Source organism: Paenibacillus sp. GM1FR, from assembly GCF_002803315.1.
In the GTDB taxonomy this organism is placed as follows: Bacteria; Bacillota; Bacilli; order Paenibacillales; family Paenibacillaceae; genus Paenibacillus; species Paenibacillus amylolyticus.
This window is the reverse complement of sequence record NZ_MKZL01000066.1, coordinates 46,469-67,701: the sequence shown is the minus strand read 5'-3', so window position 1 is coordinate 67,701 and position 21,233 is coordinate 46,469. Positions and strand designations below refer to the sequence as shown.

The window sequence follows — 21,233 nt, the reverse complement described above, 5'->3', positions numbered from 1 at the left end:
GAGATGCCCTGTGAAAGCTAAAACAATGATAGGCGGCATGCTCGCCGTGGCCGCAGTAACGGCAGGTGGATTATGGAAGGCAGCGGTAAAGAGCCAGACACCCAAGAAGATTCCAATCACACTGACACCCCCAATGCCATTTGAGGATGTGACCTTTGACAGTGGGGGAGGTCGGGTGCATGGCTGGTTCATCCCGGCCAGAGCCGACATTCCGAAACCATGGCCGCTCGTTATTATTGCACATGGCTGGGGCTCCAATCGCTCCCGTGTTCTTCGATACGCACGTCCGATCTGGGAAGCAGGATATGCCTTATTTATGTATGATGTGCGTAGTCATGGGGCCAGTGATCCGGTTCGTGCTGCATCTGCCTACCTGTTCCGGGATGATCTGCTCGCAGCGTTGCAGTATACGACTGCACGACCAGAGATTGATGCGGATGCCATCGGAGTGCTTGGTCATTCTTTGGGGGGATTGGGTACGATTCTTGCAGTGACGGAGGGAATTCCTGTATCAGCAGTGATTACGGACTCGATGCCATCGCAATTTGAGGTAATCGTCAGTTCAGAGCTGAGACGCCGGCGTCTGCCCTTGTTTCCACTGGCCCAGTTAATTCCGAGAATCTGGTTCTGGCGACTGGGTGAATCTCTGAAATCTTATCGTCAGCGTGATCCGGTGATCATGCTGAATGAACGGCGCAGGGGGATGCAACTGCCGATGCTTATGGTGCACTCCAAGGGAGATAATTTCATTCCCCCGAGTGAGCTTGAATATTTTATGTCCAAAGCCGATCCGCCTGTTGAACATCTATGGGTCAACAGCGGAGGACACAGTTGTTCTGAGGAAGATCCCGCCTTCTGGGATACCGTTATTCCCTTTTTGAAAACCCATGTCCAAGGTCAGGCGAAGTTGAACGATTCGTCTAAAGCGAGTAGTTGACAAGGTAGATTCAGCCTACATAAGAGTGCAGGCTAACAGAGAAAACGCCAACGAAATTGGCGTTTTTTTTGCTGTTATTAGCAATATGCAGAAATTCACATTTGTAAAATTGCCCCGAAAACGACGATTAAAAAGGAAGCTTATGGTATCATAGAATAGACTGGCAATATTCATGCGAGGTTATTTGTTATGCTTCTTTGTATGAAATTGAAGGGAGAGGTCCAGATTTGAGTTTGAATTGGAAGTTTAATCTACGTTTTAAAATGTTCGCAACCAAAGCAACAACCGCAGCGATGGCAACACTGCTGCTTGCTTCGCAAACACCAGGTTTTGCAGGCAGTGCATCAGCCGCGCAAGCAGAGCAGTTGACCGCAGCGACAACGGGGGAAAATGAACAACTAGACGCAACGAGCAATGACGTGCCTGAGGGAGCGAAAATCTCATCCAGGCAAGCCAGTGAAAATATACTGAAATTATTTCCATTATTAAAAAAAGCAACGATCTCATCTGCACGATTCGATTCACCTAATTCCTATCCACCGCCAGACTACAAGGCGTGGGAGATCGGGTTCCAGATTACACAAGGCAATCATACGTCGGGATTCAGTGGAACTGTACATGCAGGCACAGGGGAAGTGTTAAGTGTACATTTGCCGTCGGATATCCTGGATAAACATGTCTCGGAATCAGATGTGAAGTTAACCAAAGCTCAAGCTGAAGAAAAGGCCGTGGCACTGTTGTACCAAGCGATTCCGGGTCTTAAGGACAATGAATATGCTCCGATTGGAGATCTGTATTCTTCCATCGAACAAGAGTCATTGTTTGGCAGAACAGAGTATCGATACGGGTACCAGTTAAAACATGATGGATTGTTATCTGACGCAGAGACAGTCTACATTAATGTGGATGAAAGTGGTTTGGTGACAGGTTACTCACGGGGTACTATTGAAGCCAAGTATCCCTCATCGAAACCGGCAGCTTCAGAAGAGAAGGCCAGAAAGCAGTTTGAAGAACAGTTCGATGTGGAACTGGCTTATATCGCCAAAGATCGTCTATCTTCCAAACAGGGTCAGCAGTATTACCTTGCATATACACCAAAAAATATCAGTATCGTTCCGATTGAAGCCAATACGTTGGAACGGATTAATACATTAACAGGTAAAGCTGTAGATGAAGATTCTTTGCAGCAGGATACGAAGTTGAAAGGTGATGTAACGCCTTTTGTCCCGGCCAATGGTACGAGGTTAAATGTACAGCAGGCCGCCAATCGGGTCGCAACAAACTTTGATATTCCCAAGGGTTATAAGCTGGAGCATAACCAGTTGGGCAAGGGATATTACTCAAGTCCGAACAATCAGGTGTGGAGTCTGAGCTGGAGCGATCGAAGTGCCAATATGTCCTATATGTTCATGCGGGATATCTCAGCACAGGTAGATGCAGTTACCGGGCAGATCTACAGTTATACGATGATGCAACGAATGGGACCAGAGATGGAACAGGAGAAGTCAACTGAAGAGAAGGAAGGCAAATTGGTAACCCAAAAGCAGGCTGAGAAACTGGCGATGGACACGGTCATTGCGCTAGTTCCAGATGCAACGGAGCAGTTCCGGCTGGCTAACGTGATTGAGGTGGACGATGCTCGCACATTTTTGTTCCAGCGTTATCTGAACGGAATTCCGGTTAAGGATGATACGGTACAAGTACAGGTGTTGAACAACGGGACGATTAACGAGTTCTATACGCGTATCGCGGCAACACCTGAACAACTGCCTGTAGATGTTAAGCCAGCTATCAGTTATGAAGAGGCCAAGACACTCTATCTGGAGGAGTTCAAGCTGATCCTCGCATATTCCCGTTATGGCGGATATGGTATGAACGGTGGTCAAGTCATCCCAGCGGGGGTGAACCTTGCTTATATGCCTACACGTGATGAGAATTCGATCTATGGCAACTATGAAGCGCTGGATGCGAACACAGGGGAGTGGAAGCTTTTATACGGGGACACAAGCTCTGCAACCAAGGCTGAACCTACGGATATCTTGGGTCATGTGGCCGAAGCAGCTCTACGCAATATGACACAGCATGGCGTATTGCTTGCTGATGAACAGGGACGCGTATTCCCGGATCGTGTGATCACCCGAGGAGATTGGTTTAACTATCTGGCAAGAGCGATTAATCCAAATATGGATCTGTACTACAGTGGGGACGGAGATGACAAGTTATACGCTGATGTGACACCTGACAGCCCGTATTATAAGGCAGTTCGGGCATTAATCGATCAGCGCTGGCTTGCCGGAGCGGACCCTGAACAGAATTTGAATCCGCAGGAAGAGATGACACGTGAAGAGTTGGCAGTGCTGCTTGTACGTATCTTACGCTATGAGAAGCTGGCCGGATTCTATACGTTGCCATCCGATCTTCCCAACATTGCGGATGCGAGTGCCATTTCGAGTAAAGGGGCTGTTTCCCTGAGTTTGAAGCTGGGATTGCTTCCTTCGATTGAAGGACGATTCATGCCTGCACGCAAAGTGACGGTAGCTGAAGCGTCACAAGTATTGGAACGGCTGGCGAAGCTTCAAGGTAAGACAGATACGTTTATGAGTGGTAATCGCCTGTATTAGACGAGGAATCACTCATATCGTGACCAAACGAATCATAGGATGAAGATAACGGGTAGTCGTGATTTATTGAACTGAAGATGAAGGGGACCTTCCATAGAAGGTCTCTTTTGATTTGCTTTGACAAAACTAGAAGAATGACGACAGAGCCTTTTGTGATACAATAGGGCGTGAGAACTTTGCAAAGAAGGGTGGGTTCCTTTCATGGGTAAGAACGGGAAACGAATTATCACCATACTGCTGGCAGGCTGTCTGATTGCTGTAGCATTACCACGTACGGTTGATCTGGATCAACTGTATGCTGCATCAGGAACATCAGATATATCCACGGCAACAGATTTGCGCCAGACCTTGCTTACCGCAATGTCACAGCGAACGGAGGAACTTGTTTTTACATACAAAGGCAATGTGAAAGGCCTCAAAAAACAATTACAAACCTCCATCGATGAGGCAATGAAGAGTGACCCTTATATCCAATATACCGTTAAAAGTTATGCATTTAATTATAAAGGCTCCAATGTGTCGGCCGAGGTGCATGTGACTCTCTCCTATCGGGAGACCAAGGAGCAGACCGATTATGTGAATCGTAAAGTCACAAACGTGTTGAAAGAAATCATCAAACCAGGCATGACGGATCATGAGAAGGTCAAGGTCATCCACGACTGGATTGTGCTTAACCTTTCCTACGATACTTCGTTGAAGAAATATACGGCCTACGACGGGCTTGTTACAGGCAGTACCGTCTGTCAGGGATATTCACTGTTGGCATATCGGATGCTGGAGCGAGTAGGTATCGATAACCGGATTGTGGAAGGTACAGCGGGCGGGCAGCTTCATGCCTGGAATATCGTGAACCTGGACGGCAAGTGGTATCACATGGACACCACCTGGGATGATCCTACCCCTGACCGCAAAGGTAAGGTTAGCCACAGCTACTATTTGCTGAGTGATGATGAGATGGCACGTGACCATATCTGGACAGGCAAAAGCAAGTACCCCGCTGCGCCCGCCCCATATCGAGAAGCTTTATTAAAGCTGGTGAAGGCCGGAGATAGCAAAAAAGCCGCTTATCAGAAGCTGTACCATGCTCTGGACTATTCCCTGTATGATGAACAGGATGCTGTTAAAGGCCATGCTGCGCTGAAGACCAAAGTTCAGAGTAAGCTGAAGGAAGGCGGAACCTCGCTGACATTCAGGTACAAGGGTACGGAGGCTGGACTGATTGAAGATTTGCAGGATTTGTACCAACTTGGCATGAAATCGATATCTTATTATGTATCCAAAATGGAAGGTACTACGGATCTGCGCGTCAAAATTAACTGGACACTATAACAACCGTTTGAACAGGATGCTCCGCTTGAGGAGTATCCTTTTTTGTGTTCAATTTTGTGTTCAAAAACGAGGATTTTAGTGTTGTCTATTTTTTGTATATGTCGCTTTGCTATTCTAATCTTCGGCGTATGCCAACACTACGTACGAGGAGGATATGCAAACAATGAGGAAAAAAGTGAGCATAGTGATCATTGCTCTGTTACTGGTCACGCAAATGATGCAGGGTTGGATATTTACACCAACAATGCATGCTCAGGATGAATTAACTAATTTGCCAGCCAGTGCAATCAGCGATACAGCATCAGAAGAAGGTTTGGCAGGTTCGGAAGAGGTCAACAACGTTGACGTTGCTGCCACTCCGGAAGAAGAGGGGGAGGGAAACCTCAACCAGAGCAGTTTAGCAATCGCAGCTGCAGGCCCGGTAATTACAGATCAATTGATTAACAGTGTGCAGATGTACAATCAGGCACCAGAAGACAACGGGAATGGCACGATTGAAGTCAAAGGAGATAAAATCGAGGATATTCGACCACGCATCCAGGATGAGGTGGCTGTAGTCTTTACATGGGGACTTGCAGATGCCAACCACAACTACAGTGATGGCTCTACGTTCACCTTTAACTTGCCCGATAAATTCATCATCGGATCGCAGCTTAAGGGTAATCTGGATGGCGGTGTTGGAGAGTATGTGGTGAATCCAGATGGCACAATCATCTTTACCTTTAATGAACTGATTGAGCATGCGAAGCTGGAAGGTAACTTCTACGTGTGGATTAAGTTCGATGAGAGCAAGATGGAAGATGGCTTGAAACAACAGATAGACTTTAGTTCCGTGGGGCAGGGCATCATTGATGTACATTTTGCCAACACAGCCGTAGACAAGTTGAAGAAATCGGGAAGCGCAAACAAAGAGAACTTCAACTCGGATGAAATTAAATGGACTGTAGATTTTAACCAAGGCGAGAAGGCTATGAAAAATGCTGTTCTTGCAGACACGTTCCCAGCAGGGCTAGAGCTCAAGGGCGATATCGAAATTCGCGAATTGGAAGTGCAATTGAATGGATCTGTTAAAGAAGGCCCAGTAGTTCAAGCAGAACCACAGTTTCCAATTCAATTGGGAGATACAGATAAGGCCTATCGTGTAACCTATACGACAAGTGTTAAAGCACCAACCACTGCTCCGTTCACCAACGTGGAGTATCAAAACCAGGTTGCGCTTACAACGGATCAGAGCGAGCACAACGAAACAGATATTGGCCGAGTTCGTATGAGTTTTAATGAGCCTTTGAACAAATCAGGGCAAGATAGTGCGTATGATCCGGTGACACAGACGATCACATGGAAAGTACAATATAACTACAATCAGCAAGAAATTATGCAAACGAATGCATGGATTGAAGACCGCTTTGATACGGCAAAACAGCAACTGATCAACAATTCCGTCAAAGTGTATCAAGTGGACATTAATGCAAGTGGAGCGGCTTCGAACAGAACACTGATCAATCCAAATGAATACACACTCGAAGCGATGGGTACAGGGTTCGATAATGGCTTTAGATTACATTTTAAGAACGATATTACAAAGGCCTATGAGATCGAATATGATACACAATCCATTCATCGTGTGTATACAAACGACACCATTACGAACACAGTGAACATGTATGATGGTACTTCCAAAACAGGCCGGAGAGACATTCAGGAAGTCATTTTTGCAAAGAGTGTAAAAAGTGAAAACTTCAACACAAAAGAAATCGAATGGCAGATTGTTTTGAACCGTGATTTGCAGGACATGACGGATATCGTCATCACCGACAATTACGAAGGCAGACATATGAAACTGATTCCGGGTAGTCTTCAAGTGAGCGGTGTTAACAAAGACGACTTTGAACTGACTCCAGACCCGGCTGATCCAACGTATGAAAAAGGATTCTCACTTCGCTTGAAAGACGGCGTAACGCTCAGTACGGAGAATGTTATTACTTATAAGACAAGCTTCGATCCCACAGCGGGTATGCCAACGAATGATGAATATCGCAACTCAGCCAAGATCGATTGGGAAGAGTCTGATGTAAAACAGACTGCGATTACCAAATCTGCTGCGGTCAAACCGCAAGACTACACGATTCAAAATGGTAACAAAAAGGGTGAATATAGCGCCAAAGATAAAAAGATCACCTGGACAATCGATGTAAACTACAATTTGTTTGATATTCAGGATGCAATTCTTAAGGATGCTTACACTGGAGACCAATCTTTTGTAGACGGCTCATTGAAAGTTCATGAGTTAGAGTTGCAGGGAGCCAATAATGTTACTGCTGTGGGTAGCGAGGTTCTGCTCACACCTGGTCAATTCCAGTTGAACCCGGACGGTAAAGGTTTTGCGTTGGATCTGGGTAACATGGGCAAAATGGCTTATCGCATTCAGTACCAAACAAGTCTGGATGGACCATATTCTGTCGCAGGCGCATATGCCAACCAGGCTGTTCTGACGGATGGTGAGGGTGGTGCAATACGATTTAATAGATCAGCCAGTGTTACACCTGCCAACGGTGGTGTATACGTCCGCAAAACAGGGAAGCAAGAAGGTACAACGGATAAAGCATCATGGACGGTAAATATCAATCCAAGTCAATCTTTCATTCCTGCGGGTAACCAATTAACAGATACCTTGTCAGAGAACCAGATTTTATTGGCTGATTCATTGAAATTATATGCAACCAATTTACCTGCCAACAATTCAGGCAATGTATCCACCAAAGCTGGACTTGTTGATCCGGCTGATTATGAATTGGACGTGGAGGGCAATACATTTACCTTCACCTTCAAGAAAGATATCCATACTGCATTCATTTTGGAATATCAGTCTTATATTAATGCCGATCATGGCGCCCGAATTGAGAATAAGGTTGAATTTGCAGGCCAATCTTCCTCGGTAATCGGAGAAGGTAATCAGTCGGGAATCAAAGTTTCCTTGGCTGGAGCTGGTGGAGGAGCCTCTACAGGTCTGGGCAAAATCAGAATTCACAAAGTCAGTGATACAGGAGTTCCGCTGGAGGGGGCAATATTTGCAATCTATAATGCGTCTGGAACTACGCTTCTGGAAACATTGAAACCAACGGACGAGAATGGTGTGGTTGAAAGCTCCAGAAACTATCGATTAAACAATCTAACCAACGGTGTACCTTATAAGTTAAAAGAATTATCTGCACCGGCAGGATACTTGGTTGATCCTGAATATGGCTCTGCATCAGGTAAAACGATTGAATTCAAGGATGCGGATATCGCTTTTGAAATTGAAAATAAAAAGATTCGTCAAGGCTTTGAATTAACCAAGGTAGATGCGGTGGACTCCTCGAAGACACTTAAGGGCGCAACTTTCGAATTGTACTCCAAGGACGGCGCAACGCGAGAGAAAATCGATGAGTTAACGACAGGGGAAGATGGAAAGATCGCCAAAGGTGGACTGTCGCCAGGGGATTATGAGCTGGTAGAAGTCGTGGCACCTGAGTTTTATCAATTGGATGCTACACCAATTCCGTTTACGATTGTAGAGAATCAGACGGAGAGTATTACATTGACGAAGTCTAATGCAATGGGTGTAGGTGGTAAACTTGTCGTTACCAAAGTAAATGCCAAGGATAAGTCCGTATTAAGCGGAATTGAATTCGAATTGCGTGATCGTTCCAACATTGTCATCGATACAAAAGTAACCGACCTAAATGGGGTCATTGAATTCGATGGTTTGGATTATGGTTCATATACATTGGTAGAGACCAAGGCAGAAGGCTTTGTTATTGAACAGCCGGAGACCCTTGTATCTATTATCAAACCGGAAACTCAATTAACCATTGAAAATAAAAAAAATGATCGTTCTGTGAAATTGATTAAAACCAATGCGGGTCGAACTCAGCACCTTCAAGGAGCTGTATTTGAATTACGGGCTCAAACTGCATTGATGGATGCAAATGGGAATTGGGAGTTCCACAAGGTAACAGGTTTAGATGAAGCTACATTGACAACCAATCAACAAGGTGAAATTGTACTTGAAGGCTTGGATATCAATAAATATCAGTTGGTTGAAATAAAAGCGCCTAACGGATACATGTTGGAAACAACACCAGTACCATTTGAAATTACGAACATACAAACCGAAGCTGTAGTTGTGGAAAAAACGAATCAGGCTATCCCGGTATCGGGTGGTGGGTCTAGTGGACCTTATAATCCGGGAACACCTACTACGGGTGTAACACCAGATCCAGAGAAACCAGTAACTCCGGAACCAGGAAAACCAATTCCGTCGGTTCCAGGCACGGTTGTAACTGAACCTACAGAGTCTGGGGGAGGAACCGAAAGTCCGACAGATGAAGATTCCGGGGGAGTGACACCGACACCAGGCGATTCGAACGGTGACGACACTGCACCTCCAGTTGGGGATACAGATGCACCTGATGGGGATGGTGCACTCGCACCTCCTGCTGGAACGGATACAGATGGATCACAGGGCAATGGAAATTCTGCATCACAGCCAAACGGAAATTCGGGATCTCAGGGAATGCTGCCACAAACAGGTGAAGAGAGCACAATGGCTTACACTGCTGTGGGCATGATGCTGATGGCGCTAGGTAGCGCGGGATTCATGTACTTCCGCCGCAGACAACAGCTTCATCGCTAGATCGAAACACGCAGTATCTAAAATTCATCGTGTGTAGATAGAAATACCCTCTAGCAATCACTACGAAGACTTAGCGTCGACGTGTGAATATGCTAAGAGGGTATTTTTGGGTGATATTTAGGGAGGATCAGGTCCCCGTAACAGTTGGTTTCACTGCAATAGCTCTTACAATTAGGCGATGTGTTGGATTGACGAGTGGATCACAGGTAATCAAGGTAAGGACCTGTCCAAGCCCGGGATCCTCCAGCACAGATAAGTCAGTTGGCTCCACAACGGAGATCTGATCTACCTTATACTGGATAATCGTTCGATCTGCCAGGGTGACTTCCATTGAATCACCAATCTGGAGTTCTCCCAGACGATTGAACAGTCGTCCTTTTTTGTGGGCGCGATGAGCGGCTATCGCAGCATTACCTTTGTTCCCGATACTGGTGGTTTCAACAAGATGGGTTGCAGCTACCTTCATGTTGGCTTCCGTTGCACCCTCCAGAATCGGTAAGCGGACATCAATCTTGTCAATCGATAACACCCCCAACGTATCCGATGAGACCTCTTGCACTGTACCTGTATTGTCAGTAGTTGGCTCGGCAGAAACTGCATCCTGTATGCCTTGTTCGAAGGAGTGATTAAGCTTAGACAAGCCGTTTTGCAATTGCTCCAGATCGTTCATGACACGGGTTTGCTGCCAGTCATAATACGTTTCCCGCAGGAAAGGAAAGCTGATGATCAGGATGCCCAATAGAACGAGCAGAATAGAGAATTTTTTCATTATACATCAACTCCCGTTGTCCAAGAAAAATAGTATACCTTTCTCTATTCTACTTACCGACCTATACAAAATATGGACAGGGACGAAAGGACGTACAGAAATGTTCAGAGGGGGAAGCTGATCCAAAACAAAACCTCCCCGTTTCGCTACAGTAGGAAGACTGCAACGCCAAGGGGAGGTTTTTTTAATATGAAGTTAAATCGTATCAGTTGTATAAGCTGAACTAACCATTTACATGAGAACGTAGAGGACAGAAATAACGTGAAGAAGCGAAGCTAAAAGCTTTCTGCAAGAAAGCTACTTCGTAAGCATACGCTGCGCCTTTATCACCAGATTTTCACCTTTGTAAAAGTGAATCAAAAAATCTGGGGATAACAGCGATCGGAAGGTTATTCTGTCATCGAAGTGGCAAGTGTAAATATTGCTTCGTTAGTGCTTATCAGCTGGTGAATCCGTAGGTGTGAAGTCACATTCCTGCAGCGGCACCACTTTGGTCTTTTTGATCCATTTGTAACCGAGCCACAACACCAGGAACAGGGGTACGCTCAAGTAGGCAACGATGGCTCCACTCCAGTCGATCTGATCACCCGTGAATGCCTGATAGTTCTGTCCGATGATCACGATGATACACAGGACAAAAGCAAAGATCGGCCCAAACGGGAACCAGCGTGCACGGTAAGGCAGATCGCTCAGATCCCTGCCTTGTGCAACGTATGCACGACGGAAGCGATAATGACTGATAGCGATACCCAGCCAAGTGATAAAACCACACATCCCGGATGCATTCAACAACCAGGTGTACACAATCCCATCGCCGAACAGGGAGGCAAGGAATGCCAACATACCAACGGCTGTTGTAAGCAGCAAAGCATTCATGGGAATACCCTTTTTGTTCAGCTTGCCCAGGAAACGAGGGGCTTTACCGTCACGGGCAAGGGCATAGAGAACACGGCTCGAAGCGTACATGCCTGAGTTACCGGCAGAGAGTACAGAGGTTAAAATAACGGCATTCATCACGGAAGCCGCAATGGCGAGGCCAGCTTTCTCAAACACCAGTGTAAACGGGCTGACACCGATATTCTCCAGGTCACCTTTGAGCAGATTCGGATGAGTATACGGGATGATCAAACTGATCACGGTAATCGCCAAAATGTAAAAAATCAGAATGCGCCAAAATACCTGACGAATTGCACGAGGGACATTCTCGCGCGGGTTTTCACTTTCACCGGCAGCTACTCCGATAAGCTCGGTACCTTGAAATGAGAATCCAGCAGCCATGAACACACCAAGCACAGCGAAGAATCCGCCATGGATGGGCGCATCACCGATGGTGAAGTTGCTGAAACCAACGGCTTCTCCGCCCATAATACCAAAGATCATGAGCACACCAACGGCCAGGAAGATGATAACAGTAGCGACTTTGATAATGGCGAACCAGTACTCGGACTCTCCATAACCTTTAACGGACAACACGTTCAAGGAAAAGATCAGCACGAGGAACAATAAGCTCCATAACATGGATGAACTGTCGGGGAACCAGTATTTAATGAGTACAGTAGCGGCAGCAAGCTCTGCTGCAATGGTTACCGCCCAGTTGTACCAAAAGTTCCAGCCCATGGCGAACCCGAGAGCAGGATCGACAAAACGTGCGGCATACGTATTAAATGAACCGGAGTCCGGCATAAAGGTAGCAAGCTCACCAAGGCTGGTCATTAGGAAATAAACCATGATGCCAACGGCCACATAGGCAATTAATGCTCCACCAGGGCCTGCGGTTGAGATGGCGGTACCACTTGCGAGAAACAGCCCGGTACCAATTGAGCCACCGAGGGCGATCATCGTCATATGGCGTGCGCGTAATCCTTTTTTCAGGGAAGGTCCAGTTGTTGTTGGGTTATTGCGGTCTTGCATGGAAACACTCCTTCATTCGATATACTGATGTTTGCGATACCTGAATTCATAAAAACAAAAAGACCACAGGCATCAGCCTGCGGTCTTTAATATTTCAATGTCCGCACCATGTCCCAGATGATTAAGATAGCTCAACACAGAAGAATTCATACCTTTATATAAAGGAAATGTACTTCCGTGACAGTTCTGCGCCTTTCGACAGCAGCCCCAGCTCACTGGACCGTATAAGGAACGTCCAGCGAGCTTCGGCGGGTACACCTTTCGGCTGATCTCATAAGCGGCTCCTTAGCGCCTCCATCAGCGTACTGATCGCACCCGCGACCTCTACCTCACCATCAATGGATGAGGTGTATCTATTGTCTATGAAATTATGAACAACACAACTTAACACCGTGTGTTCTGTTTAGTAAACAGACAATCAGTATAACGCGCATGGTTTTCCAGTGCAATAACAATTGTTGGATGTGAGGTCTAGAGACGACTATTCCTCTTTTTTGTTACGGCCAGCCATCTGCTGCCATACCGTTCCAGCAGCCTGTTCGCCCGATTCGATCCGCTCCAGAGCCATCTTGGCCTGCAGACTGACTTCGAATTCGGGATCATCAGCTGCAACGCGCAAGGCTTGTTCTGCTTCTTCTGTTCCGACCTCATATAGAAAACGAGCTGCACGCCAGCGTACAAGTTTACTTTTATCGGATAACGTAGCTGTCATGGCTGGAGTGGCGGCAGGATCACCGATATCCGACAAGGTATCCCCGGCAGTCCGGCGTACCGCAGGAGAACTGTCCTGAAGTGCTTCATACAGCAATTCCATCGCTTCCGGTGTGCGAATGTCACCCAGGTATACGACAGCCAAGCGACGTATCTGCATTTTGTTGTCATGCAAGGCATGGGCTACGAGAGACAGTCTTTCTGCCGTAGGCTCCATGCTGTCAAATGCCGCATAGCGAACATTCCAGTCCTCGTTTCGCAGAGCCTCTTCAAGTTCGGCTCCATCCAATTCACGGCGGCGCTCGACGAACTCTTCGGATTTGGTACCATGTTCAATGGCCTGTTTAATGACTTGCTCCAGCCGTTCCGGCGGGTAAGCGGCTTCCAATTCCTGCTCGACTTCACGTGCAATATCAGGCAATTCACCATATCGAACACCGTAATCACTCAGTTTACGTTCTTTGATCATCGTTGCACTGGCGACTTCTGTTACGGCTTTGACAAAGCGGTCTGACAACGAAATTCGTTCTTCCTTGACCCCGGCCTTGACCCTAATTTGCATCGGTACACCTCGGAAGAATTGTACAAATACCTGTGCTTCTCCGAAGTGCTCGCCTGAACCATCTTCGGATTCAATCCAGTCCAGATCGATGCCGTGCTGTCCAAGGCGATTTTGGACTTCGCCCAAGATAACGGACCAGTCGGCATTCCCTTTACGATCAAGTGCCACAAAGTCTGTTGTGTGGAACACACTCTTTACACCGGGAATATGAAGCATCTGGCGAATGAACGCCGGAGCAGATCGTTCGTTGTCCAGTGTATATGTTTTGCGAATTCCGTCCTCCAGACGTTCATCGAGATGTAACATCATCGTATTTGGACTCGGTGTTGGTTCAATGGAAACAATATTCATCAATGTAACCTCCTATAGTACCAGATTCATCTTTAACTTCCCGTAAATTAAATCACACGGGTATTTCTCTATTTTACATCAATGTGTGGAATCTGCGAAATCATCCAGAAGTGAAGTGGACGTGTCTAACACTTAATGTGAAGAAGTACGAAATTTGTTAACACTTCTTTCATGTTCACGCACAAACATTTTTAAACGAAAATTGGCACAATAAAGATAAGAATCAACTGGAGGTATACCTATGGAACCCATTACCGTGCTCTCGGATGGAAAACGTCGTATTGCATATGAGAATATTATTCAATTGTTCAGGAACTGGATTGAGGACTCAACATCTGGTTCTGCGATAGAAACACATCGGGGAAGTTGGGGGAAAGCCCGTTATTGTATTGTTGATTATCAGGTTGCCGAAGAAGCGGTGTCAGCAGCAAATGCCATTCGGGCTTTTATGCCACAACTTCCGTTACTAGTCATTACGGATTTCAAATCCCTTATTCGTAAGCGTCACCTTCAAGAAATTACAGGTACGGGTGAGATGAAGATGATTCTCTGGAACGAGCAAGACCCGAATCAACTAATCAAGGATATGGAAAATTGGTTTCATTCGTCGTCTATCCATAACTCAAAAATAGCCATACCACCCATCTTATCCATGAGATAAAAGAGAGATATGGCCAAAGGTGTTTAACCTTCAAGCGTTACGATCATATTAGATCACATATTTATAGCCTGTTCCCCAAACCGTCTTAATATAACGTGGGTTCTTGGGGTCAGGCTCAATTTTTTTACGCAGACTTGAGATATGAACATCAATGGTACGATCCAGATAGGCACGTTCGGAGCCTTTGATCCGATCCATCAGTTCATTGCGCGTGAACACTTTGCCTGGATTGCGGTACAATTCCTTCATAATCTCAAACTCAATATGAGTGACCTCGATTTCAACGCCATCCACAAACAGAGTTCTCCTGTATTCATTCACATTCACATGTCCAGTAACCTCTGCCTGCTTGTCTTCTTTTACCGGTTTATCCTTATAGGAAATAATTGATCTTCGCAGCAGTGCTTTAATCCGGGCATCCAACTCTTTCAAACTAAATGGTTTGCACAGAAAGTCATCCGCACCATTATGCAATGCGCGAAGTCGATCATTCAGCATGGTGCTTGCCGAGATCATCAGAATGGGCACAGTGGAGTGCTGGCGAAAGGCTTCTACGAGATCATTTCCATCCATTTCAGGAAGCATGAGATCCGTTACAACAATATCCGGCTGGAATTGTGGAAACAGTTGAAGTGCCTCGCGGGCATGATGAACCCGTTCAGTGATGTATCCTTCCTCCTCAAGAAAGAAAGCAATCATGTCGGCCAGATTTTTCTCATCTTCTATAAGAAGTACTTTGATAGTCATAGGGTCACACTCCTGGTGAAAATAATATGTTAAGAAAATGCTAAAAAAACAAGGTGAATTGCGAATAAATGCCGCAAATTTTTTAATGTTTCTATCCCAAAATATAGGATGTATATGTAGAGAAGAAATAAGCTTTTTGAGTGAACTTCAATATTCTAGCATGAATGCAGTTTGGTTGCCGATCAATCAAAATTTCCCAAAGCTACACCAAGTACTAATTACAGTATAATGGATCAGAACGATTTGAGGGGAAAAAAGTAAGATTGTATCCGCTTAAGTTTATAGGGGGAACCAACGTTGTTGTTGAAAACAGAAGAAAAAATGATCCATGAGGGCAATTGCTTATGGATCTTATAAAGGCAAAACAGCTGCTGGAGTGGGTCGTGCTGAAGCTAAGGATACCCTGGTTTGGAACCAGCATACTGATCATTCTTGGCTCACTAAGTACTATTTTTCCACTTACCTTATTCTATGGCGTGCAGTTTATGGTTGGCAGCGCAGCAGCACTCATAGCTCTTCGTTTGCATGGGGCCATCTATGGTTTTGCCACCCTTACAGTCATCTATCTGTTAAATACCACCGTTGTCGGCTTCGAGCCGCGGAACTTAACGGTAATGATTGCGCATTTCATTGAGCTGATCTGGATGATCGGTTGGCAATTGCGTTGGAAGAATGGCAGCCTAATCAAGGCTAATGCTGTCTTCTGGGTAGTGATGCTGCTTCCCGTCATCTATTGCGGACATTATTTATTGGGACTGAATATAGAAGATTTGAAGTATGAGTATATGTATATTGCCGTGATTGGTATGGTGAATGCGTTGATCGCGGGTATTGTGGTGGACTTCTGGATTACTACGGGTGAGCACAAATCAAAACGTACAGGAACTATTCCTATCACCAGAATCGCATTTAAATACGTAGTCGCCTTTGTGGTGTTTGTTTCTCTCCTATTGTTATCCGCAGATAGCCGCAGACAATTAAGTCAAATGAATGATGCCATTATACTTGATATGAAACATGCAGCAAGTGCTGTTGTTCAGGATCTGGACGAACAGTATGTTACCTCGGAGAATATGGATCAGAACATGGCACGGTATCATCATTTATTGGGTGTGAATGTGATTCTGCTGAATCGGAATGATACAGTCGTTACTTCTGGTTTGAATACACTACAGGCTGGTGAGTATCTGGACATGGATAGATACAGTCTCCTTAAGTCGAAAGATAACCTTATGCTATTAAGCTCTGAGAATATTCATTACAGTGCTGTATTGAATCACTGGAAACAGGCATCTTTCATCTATGAAGCGGAGATGACAGCTGTAACACCTTATCGGGTATTCATTGAGACCAGCTCAACCAAGTATTATCCTCGAATAGAATCGATCTATCTTACCACATTGCAATACCTGTTCCTGATCATCGTGGCTTCCATGATTGTAGCGGCTCCTCTGAGCAGTAAGGTCGTTAGTCCACTCTTAAGACTAACCAGAATGACAGGTTCTCTTCCGAGGTTGCTGTTTCGAAATGGGAAGATGGAGTGGCCAACGAGCCATGTAACTGAAGTGCAGATTCTTATTGGTAATTTGCGTAAAATGGCTGATGTACTGCTGGAACAATTCGAACAGATTCGTCACGATAAGTTAACGCTGGAGGACAGGGTCATAGAGCGGACCAAGGAACTCAAGAATAGTGAAGAAGTCAAACGTGCAATTATTGAATCGTCAATAGATGCGATTATCGCTGTAGACTCGAATGGAACCATCGTTGAGTTTAATCCGGAGGCCGAAAGAATGTTTGGATTGCTTCGGGAAGAAGTGATCCTGCACAAGGAAGCACCATCTCTTTTTCAAGGGGCCAGCTGCAGTGAGATCAAGAATTTGCTGGAGCGATTTGAATATATTGAAGGTAAAAGATACACCATCGTTGAAGAAATTTCAGGTATCCGCCGGGATGGTTCCGTATTTCCGATTGAGTACAAAATTGTTGAGATCCAGTTGGGCAAAAATGAGACATTATATAACCTGTTTATTAAGGATATTACGGAGCGGACCAGAGCAGAAGAAGATCGTGTACGTCATGCCCTTGCGCTGGAGAAGCTGAACTCGGAGTTGTTCAATGAGAAGATTGCGATCCAGGAACAGCGAGATATCAGTGAGCAATTTATTGAATCCGTACGAGAAGGGCTCGTGATGTCTGATCGATCAGGGACCATAACCATCGTCAACCGAAGGATAGAAGAGATGTTTGGTTTGGGTGATTTTATGGGAAGATCCATTGAGGATTTGGCGCAGGCGATTGATACGATGGTATTAACGGACAACTTCAATCTGATGGAACAGACAAGAGCATTCCTGAATGGAGAAACAGCGTTTATCGAGACCGAATTTATATTCAATAATGTGGATAAAAGTGTATTTTCCTTGTACATGAAGCAGATGGATGTCCCGGGTAAAAACCATGGATTTCTGCTGGTGTTCCGTGACCGGACAGGAGAAGAACGGCTGGATCGGATGAAAAATGAGCTGATCAGTGTGGTATCTCATGAGCTTCGAACGCCTGTAGCCACCATTATGGGTTATGTGGAATTAATGATGATGTATGACCTTCCGGCAGCTCAGCAGCGGGAATTCATGCAGACCATCTCTTCGGAGGGCAAGCGGCTGAGCAGTTTGCTCGATGATGTACTTGATATTCAGCGGCTAGACAACGAAGGTATGACTTACCACATGACGTATGTACCGCTGGTTGAGTTGGTAGAAGGGGTTGCCGAACAGTGGAATATGAAGTCTACCCAACGTATCTACGTGCATACGTTTAATGGAGACTTCTTTGCTTATGCGGACCAGAACAGGATGGTTCAGGTTCTGCATAATCTGGTGGGCAATGCAGTTAAGTATTCGCCGGGAGCCGATCGTATTGATATTACGTTATGGGAAGAAGAGGAATGGTTATGTCTTGATGTGCGTGATTACGGAATAGGTATTGCGGAGCAAGAGAAGGACATGCTGTTCAATAAATTCTATCGGGTCGATAATTCGGATCATCGGCAGATTGGTGGAACAGGAATTGGGTTGTACATTTCCCGTAAAATTGTAGAGGATCACAAGGGTACGCTGACTTTTATATCTGCACCGGACAAAGGAAGTACGTTCAAGGTCCGACTGCCCAAGCAGGACGTATTGGTGTGAATTTAAGATTGGATGAAGAAATGTATTTCACTTTTTTTATGAACCAAGTTTATGTACGAGACCTACGAATAGAGCCTTTGCCCTTCAACGCGTGAGCGTGATAAGGGGAAAGGCTTTTTTTGTTTTTCAATTTCCCCGGATAAAAAAACAACTTCTTTTGCAAACTGTCTATAGAGCCATAATTTGCATCCCATGCAAAAGGAGGACGGCAGGTATATGTTCCGTAAACAAGAGAAAACACTCATTATCGTCTGTCTGGTTGCAGCTGTGGTTGTGCTGTATGCCGTTGTGAAGAGCATCATCCGAATTATGAGTTATTGAGATACATGTTCAAGCGAGTAACTGCTGTCGTACATAACGATTATGTGAAAGAGGAGTGTAACCATGTCATCCCTGGACCCTGTTTTGCTCAGCCGGATACTAACCGGCCTTACCCTGTTTGTACACATTATTTTTGCCTCTATCGGTGTAGGTGTTCCACTTATGATTGCCTTGGCCGAGTGGCGAGGACTCCGAACCAATGATATGCATTACACCTTGCTGGCACGCCGGTGGGCACGAGGTTTTGTCATCACCGTTGCCGTGGGCGTTGTTACAGGCACCTCGATCGGATTACAGCTCAGTCTGCTGTGGCCGATGTTTATGCGGGTAGCGGGGCAGGCAATCGCCCTGCCGCTGTTCATGGAGACGTTTGCCTTTTTTATAGAGGCGATCTTTCTAGGAATTTACCTCTATACGTGGGATCGTTTCAAAAAGAAATATACGCATATGCTGCTGTTGATTCCGGTAGCTCTCGGCTCATCTGCATCTGCGATTTTCATTACAACGGTGAATTCCTTCATGAACCAGCCTCAGGGATTTACCCTGATTAATGGCATCATGAAAGACATTCATCCGATTGCTGCCATGTTGAATCCGGCAACGCCAACCAAAGTGTCCCATGTACTCGCCTCATCCTACACCTTGAGTGCAGGTATTCTGGCGGGGATAGCCGCCTTCAGTTTGCTTCGGGGACGGGATCATGTGTATTACAAAAAAGCACTGAAACTCACGACGGTATCTGCGCTCGTATTTGCCATCAGTACCGTCATGATCGGCGATTCCTCCGGTAAATTCCTCGCGAAATATCAGCCGGAGAAGTTGGCTGCCGCAGAATGGCATTTCAAGACGATGAAAGAGGCACCGCTCGTCTACGGGGGGATTTTGGATGAGAACAATGAAGTGAAATATGCGATTGAGATACCGTATGCCCTTAGCATTTTGGCGGGTAATCGACCAGATACGGAAGTGAAGGGTCTCGAAGAATTTCCGGCGGATCTGAGACCACCGTTGTCTATTCACTATATGTTCGACCTGAAGGTCACAACGGGAGTGATTATACTGATGATTCCTGTGTTATATGTACTGCGGCGGTGGTTGCCAGGGCGCAAGCCCTATCCCAAATGGCTGCTGCTTGGCATCGTCTTGCTGGGGCCTCTGGCCATGATTGCGATCGAGTTGGGGTGGATGTTCGCTGAAGTTGGCAGGCAGCCTTGGATCTTACGCGGATATATGAAGGTGGCGGAAGCAGCCACGACGTCAACTTCGGTAGGATGGATGTTAGTGTTGTTCATCTTGCTGTATCTGATCCTGTGTTTCTCGTGCATTCGGGTACTCAGCAAGCTGTTCCGTAACAAGGAAGCAGAGAAGGAACTAGAGTCTCTGGGGCTTGAAGGAGGGATCGTGCATTGAGTTTCGAAATTGCAGGCATCGCAATATTATGGACGTTTTTGTTCGGTTACCTGATCGTTGCTTCGATTGATTTTGGCGCCGGGTTCTTCAGCTTTTATAGCATTTTGACCGGGCATGAGAACAAAATTCATAACATCATTCAGCGCTACCTGTCTCCCGTGTGGGAAGTGACGAATGTGTTTTTGATCTTTTTTGTGGTCGGACTGGTCGGGTTTTATCCGGATAGCGCCTTTTATTACGGGACTGCTTTGCTGGTTCCGGGTTCCCTGGCCATTGTACTGCTTGCGATCCGGGGCGTGTATTACGCCTACAATACCTATGGCAATCATGGGCAGAACAGCCGGATCTATATGGCATTGTACGGGGCGACGGGATTGCTGATTCCAGCCGTGTTCTCCACCATTTTGGCAATATCCGAAGGCGGGATCATTGAAGAGGTGGGCGATCAGGTATTTTTTCGCTGGCGTGAATTTTTGACGAATCCCTATACATGGTCGGTTGTTTTGCTTGCACTGGTTAGTGTGCTCTACATCTCGGCGATGTTTCTATCCTATTATGCAAAACGGGCGGGGGATGAGCCGGCATATGAGGTGCTTCGAGAGTACGCGCTGCTCTGGAGTTTGCCTACCATTTTTGCAAGCTTTCTGGCTTTTCTGCAGATTAACAAACAGAATCCCGCACACTTTGAGCAGATGGTGAATATTTCGTGGATGTTCATCGCTTCGTTTATTTGTTTTGTCATTGCCGTGTCGCTGGTGTGGAAAAGTAAATATCTAGGTTGGTGTTTTGTTGCTGTCATGCTTCAGTTTGCCTTTGCCTGGTATGGTTACGGGCGATCCCACCTTCCGTACATTCTGTATCCTTACATCAATATTTACGACGGCTTTACGAATCGCACGATGGGGATTGCGCTCATTACAGCGTTTAGTCTGGGGTTACTCGTGCTCATTCCTTCGCTTGTGCTGATTATGAAGCTGTTCCTGTTTGATGCCAATTATGTGCGCGGTAATTCTGGTAAAAAGAAAGGATGAGTCTGT

The 21,233-nt window shown here is 45.9% G+C and carries 12 protein-coding genes and 1 riboswitch; of the genes, 8 read left to right on the top strand and 4 right to left on the bottom strand.

Features of this window, described 5'->3' with window-relative positions:
• The first annotated feature begins 10 nt into the window (after positions 1-10).
• From PAEAM_RS29640 to PAEAM_RS29625, 4 genes are all read left to right on the top strand, one after another.
• Positions 11-937 (top strand): alpha/beta hydrolase, encoded by a 927-nt coding sequence (locus PAEAM_RS29640; RefSeq protein ID WP_243391503.1) that lies wholly within the window; start codon positions 11-13, stop codon positions 935-937.
• A gap of 227 nt (positions 938-1,164) precedes the next feature.
• Complete coding sequence (locus PAEAM_RS29635) at positions 1,165-3,558, top strand: S-layer homology domain-containing protein (protein WP_100529828.1); 2,394 nt, start codon at positions 1,165-1,167, stop codon at positions 3,556-3,558.
• A gap of 201 nt (positions 3,559-3,759) precedes the next feature.
• Positions 3,760-4,887 carry a transglutaminase domain-containing protein gene (locus PAEAM_RS29630; protein ID WP_036606951.1) on the top strand — a complete coding sequence of 376 codons (1,128 nt, stop codon included), beginning with the start codon at positions 3,760-3,762 and terminating at the stop codon, positions 4,885-4,887.
• Between the two features lie 163 nt (positions 4,888-5,050).
• Positions 5,051-9,562 (top strand): collagen binding domain-containing protein, encoded by a 4,512-nt coding sequence (locus tag PAEAM_RS29625; protein WP_165790100.1) that lies wholly within the window; start codon positions 5,051-5,053, stop codon positions 9,560-9,562.
• Between the two features lie 127 nt (positions 9,563-9,689).
• Here the strand turns inward: PAEAM_RS29625 and PAEAM_RS29620 are convergent, their stop codons facing one another.
• The 3 genes from PAEAM_RS29620 to PAEAM_RS29610 all read right to left on the bottom strand — a co-directional run bounded on the left by PAEAM_RS29620 (position 9,690) and on the right by PAEAM_RS29610 (position 13,866).
• On the bottom strand, positions 9,690-10,331 hold the full coding sequence (locus tag PAEAM_RS29620) for a class D sortase (RefSeq protein ID WP_100529826.1): 642 nt from the start codon (positions 10,329-10,331) through the stop codon (positions 9,690-9,692).
• Positions 10,332-10,760: 429 nt separating this feature from the next.
• A complete protein-coding gene (locus PAEAM_RS29615) occupies positions 10,761-12,242 on the bottom strand; it encodes an amino acid permease (protein ID WP_100529825.1) in 1,482 nt (493 codons plus the stop codon).
• A gap of 119 nt (positions 12,243-12,361) precedes the next feature.
• Positions 12,362-12,577, bottom strand: a riboswitch (Lysine riboswitch).
• Positions 12,578-12,723: 146 nt separating this feature from the next.
• Entirely contained in the window at positions 12,724-13,866 is a 1,143-nt protein-coding gene (locus PAEAM_RS29610; RefSeq protein WP_036668016.1) for a virulence factor, read from the bottom strand.
• Between the two features lie 241 nt (positions 13,867-14,107).
• Between PAEAM_RS29610 and PAEAM_RS29605 the strand changes: the two genes are divergently transcribed.
• A complete protein-coding gene (locus PAEAM_RS29605) occupies positions 14,108-14,527 on the top strand; it encodes a hypothetical protein (RefSeq protein ID WP_100529824.1) in 420 nt (139 codons plus the stop codon).
• A 48-nt stretch (positions 14,528-14,575) separates the two neighbouring features.
• Here the strand turns inward: PAEAM_RS29605 and PAEAM_RS29600 are convergent, their stop codons facing one another.
• Positions 14,576-15,274 carry a response regulator transcription factor gene (locus PAEAM_RS29600; protein WP_036668013.1) on the bottom strand — a complete coding sequence of 233 codons (699 nt, stop codon included), beginning with the start codon at positions 15,272-15,274 and terminating at the stop codon, positions 14,576-14,578.
• A gap of 344 nt (positions 15,275-15,618) precedes the next feature.
• Here PAEAM_RS29600 and PAEAM_RS29595 point away from each other — a divergent pair, with 344 nt between their 5' ends.
• The 3 genes from PAEAM_RS29595 to PAEAM_RS29585 all read left to right on the top strand — a co-directional run bounded on the left by PAEAM_RS29595 (position 15,619) and on the right by PAEAM_RS29585 (position 21,227).
• On the top strand, positions 15,619-18,465 hold the full coding sequence (locus PAEAM_RS29595) for a PAS domain-containing sensor histidine kinase (RefSeq protein ID WP_100529823.1): 2,847 nt from the start codon (positions 15,619-15,621) through the stop codon (positions 18,463-18,465).
• Positions 18,466-18,849: 384 nt separating this feature from the next.
• Positions 18,850-20,196, top strand: coding sequence for a cytochrome ubiquinol oxidase subunit I (locus tag PAEAM_RS29590; protein WP_036606964.1), 1,347 nt, complete (start codon positions 18,850-18,852; stop codon positions 20,194-20,196).
• Positions 20,193-21,227: a cytochrome d ubiquinol oxidase subunit II gene (locus tag PAEAM_RS29585; RefSeq protein ID WP_076328904.1), complete on the top strand. Its 1,035-nt coding sequence runs from the start codon at positions 20,193-20,195 to the stop codon at positions 21,225-21,227. Before PAEAM_RS29590 ends, PAEAM_RS29585 begins: the two co-directional genes overlap by 4 nt.
• Positions 21,228-21,233: the final 6 nt, after the last annotated feature.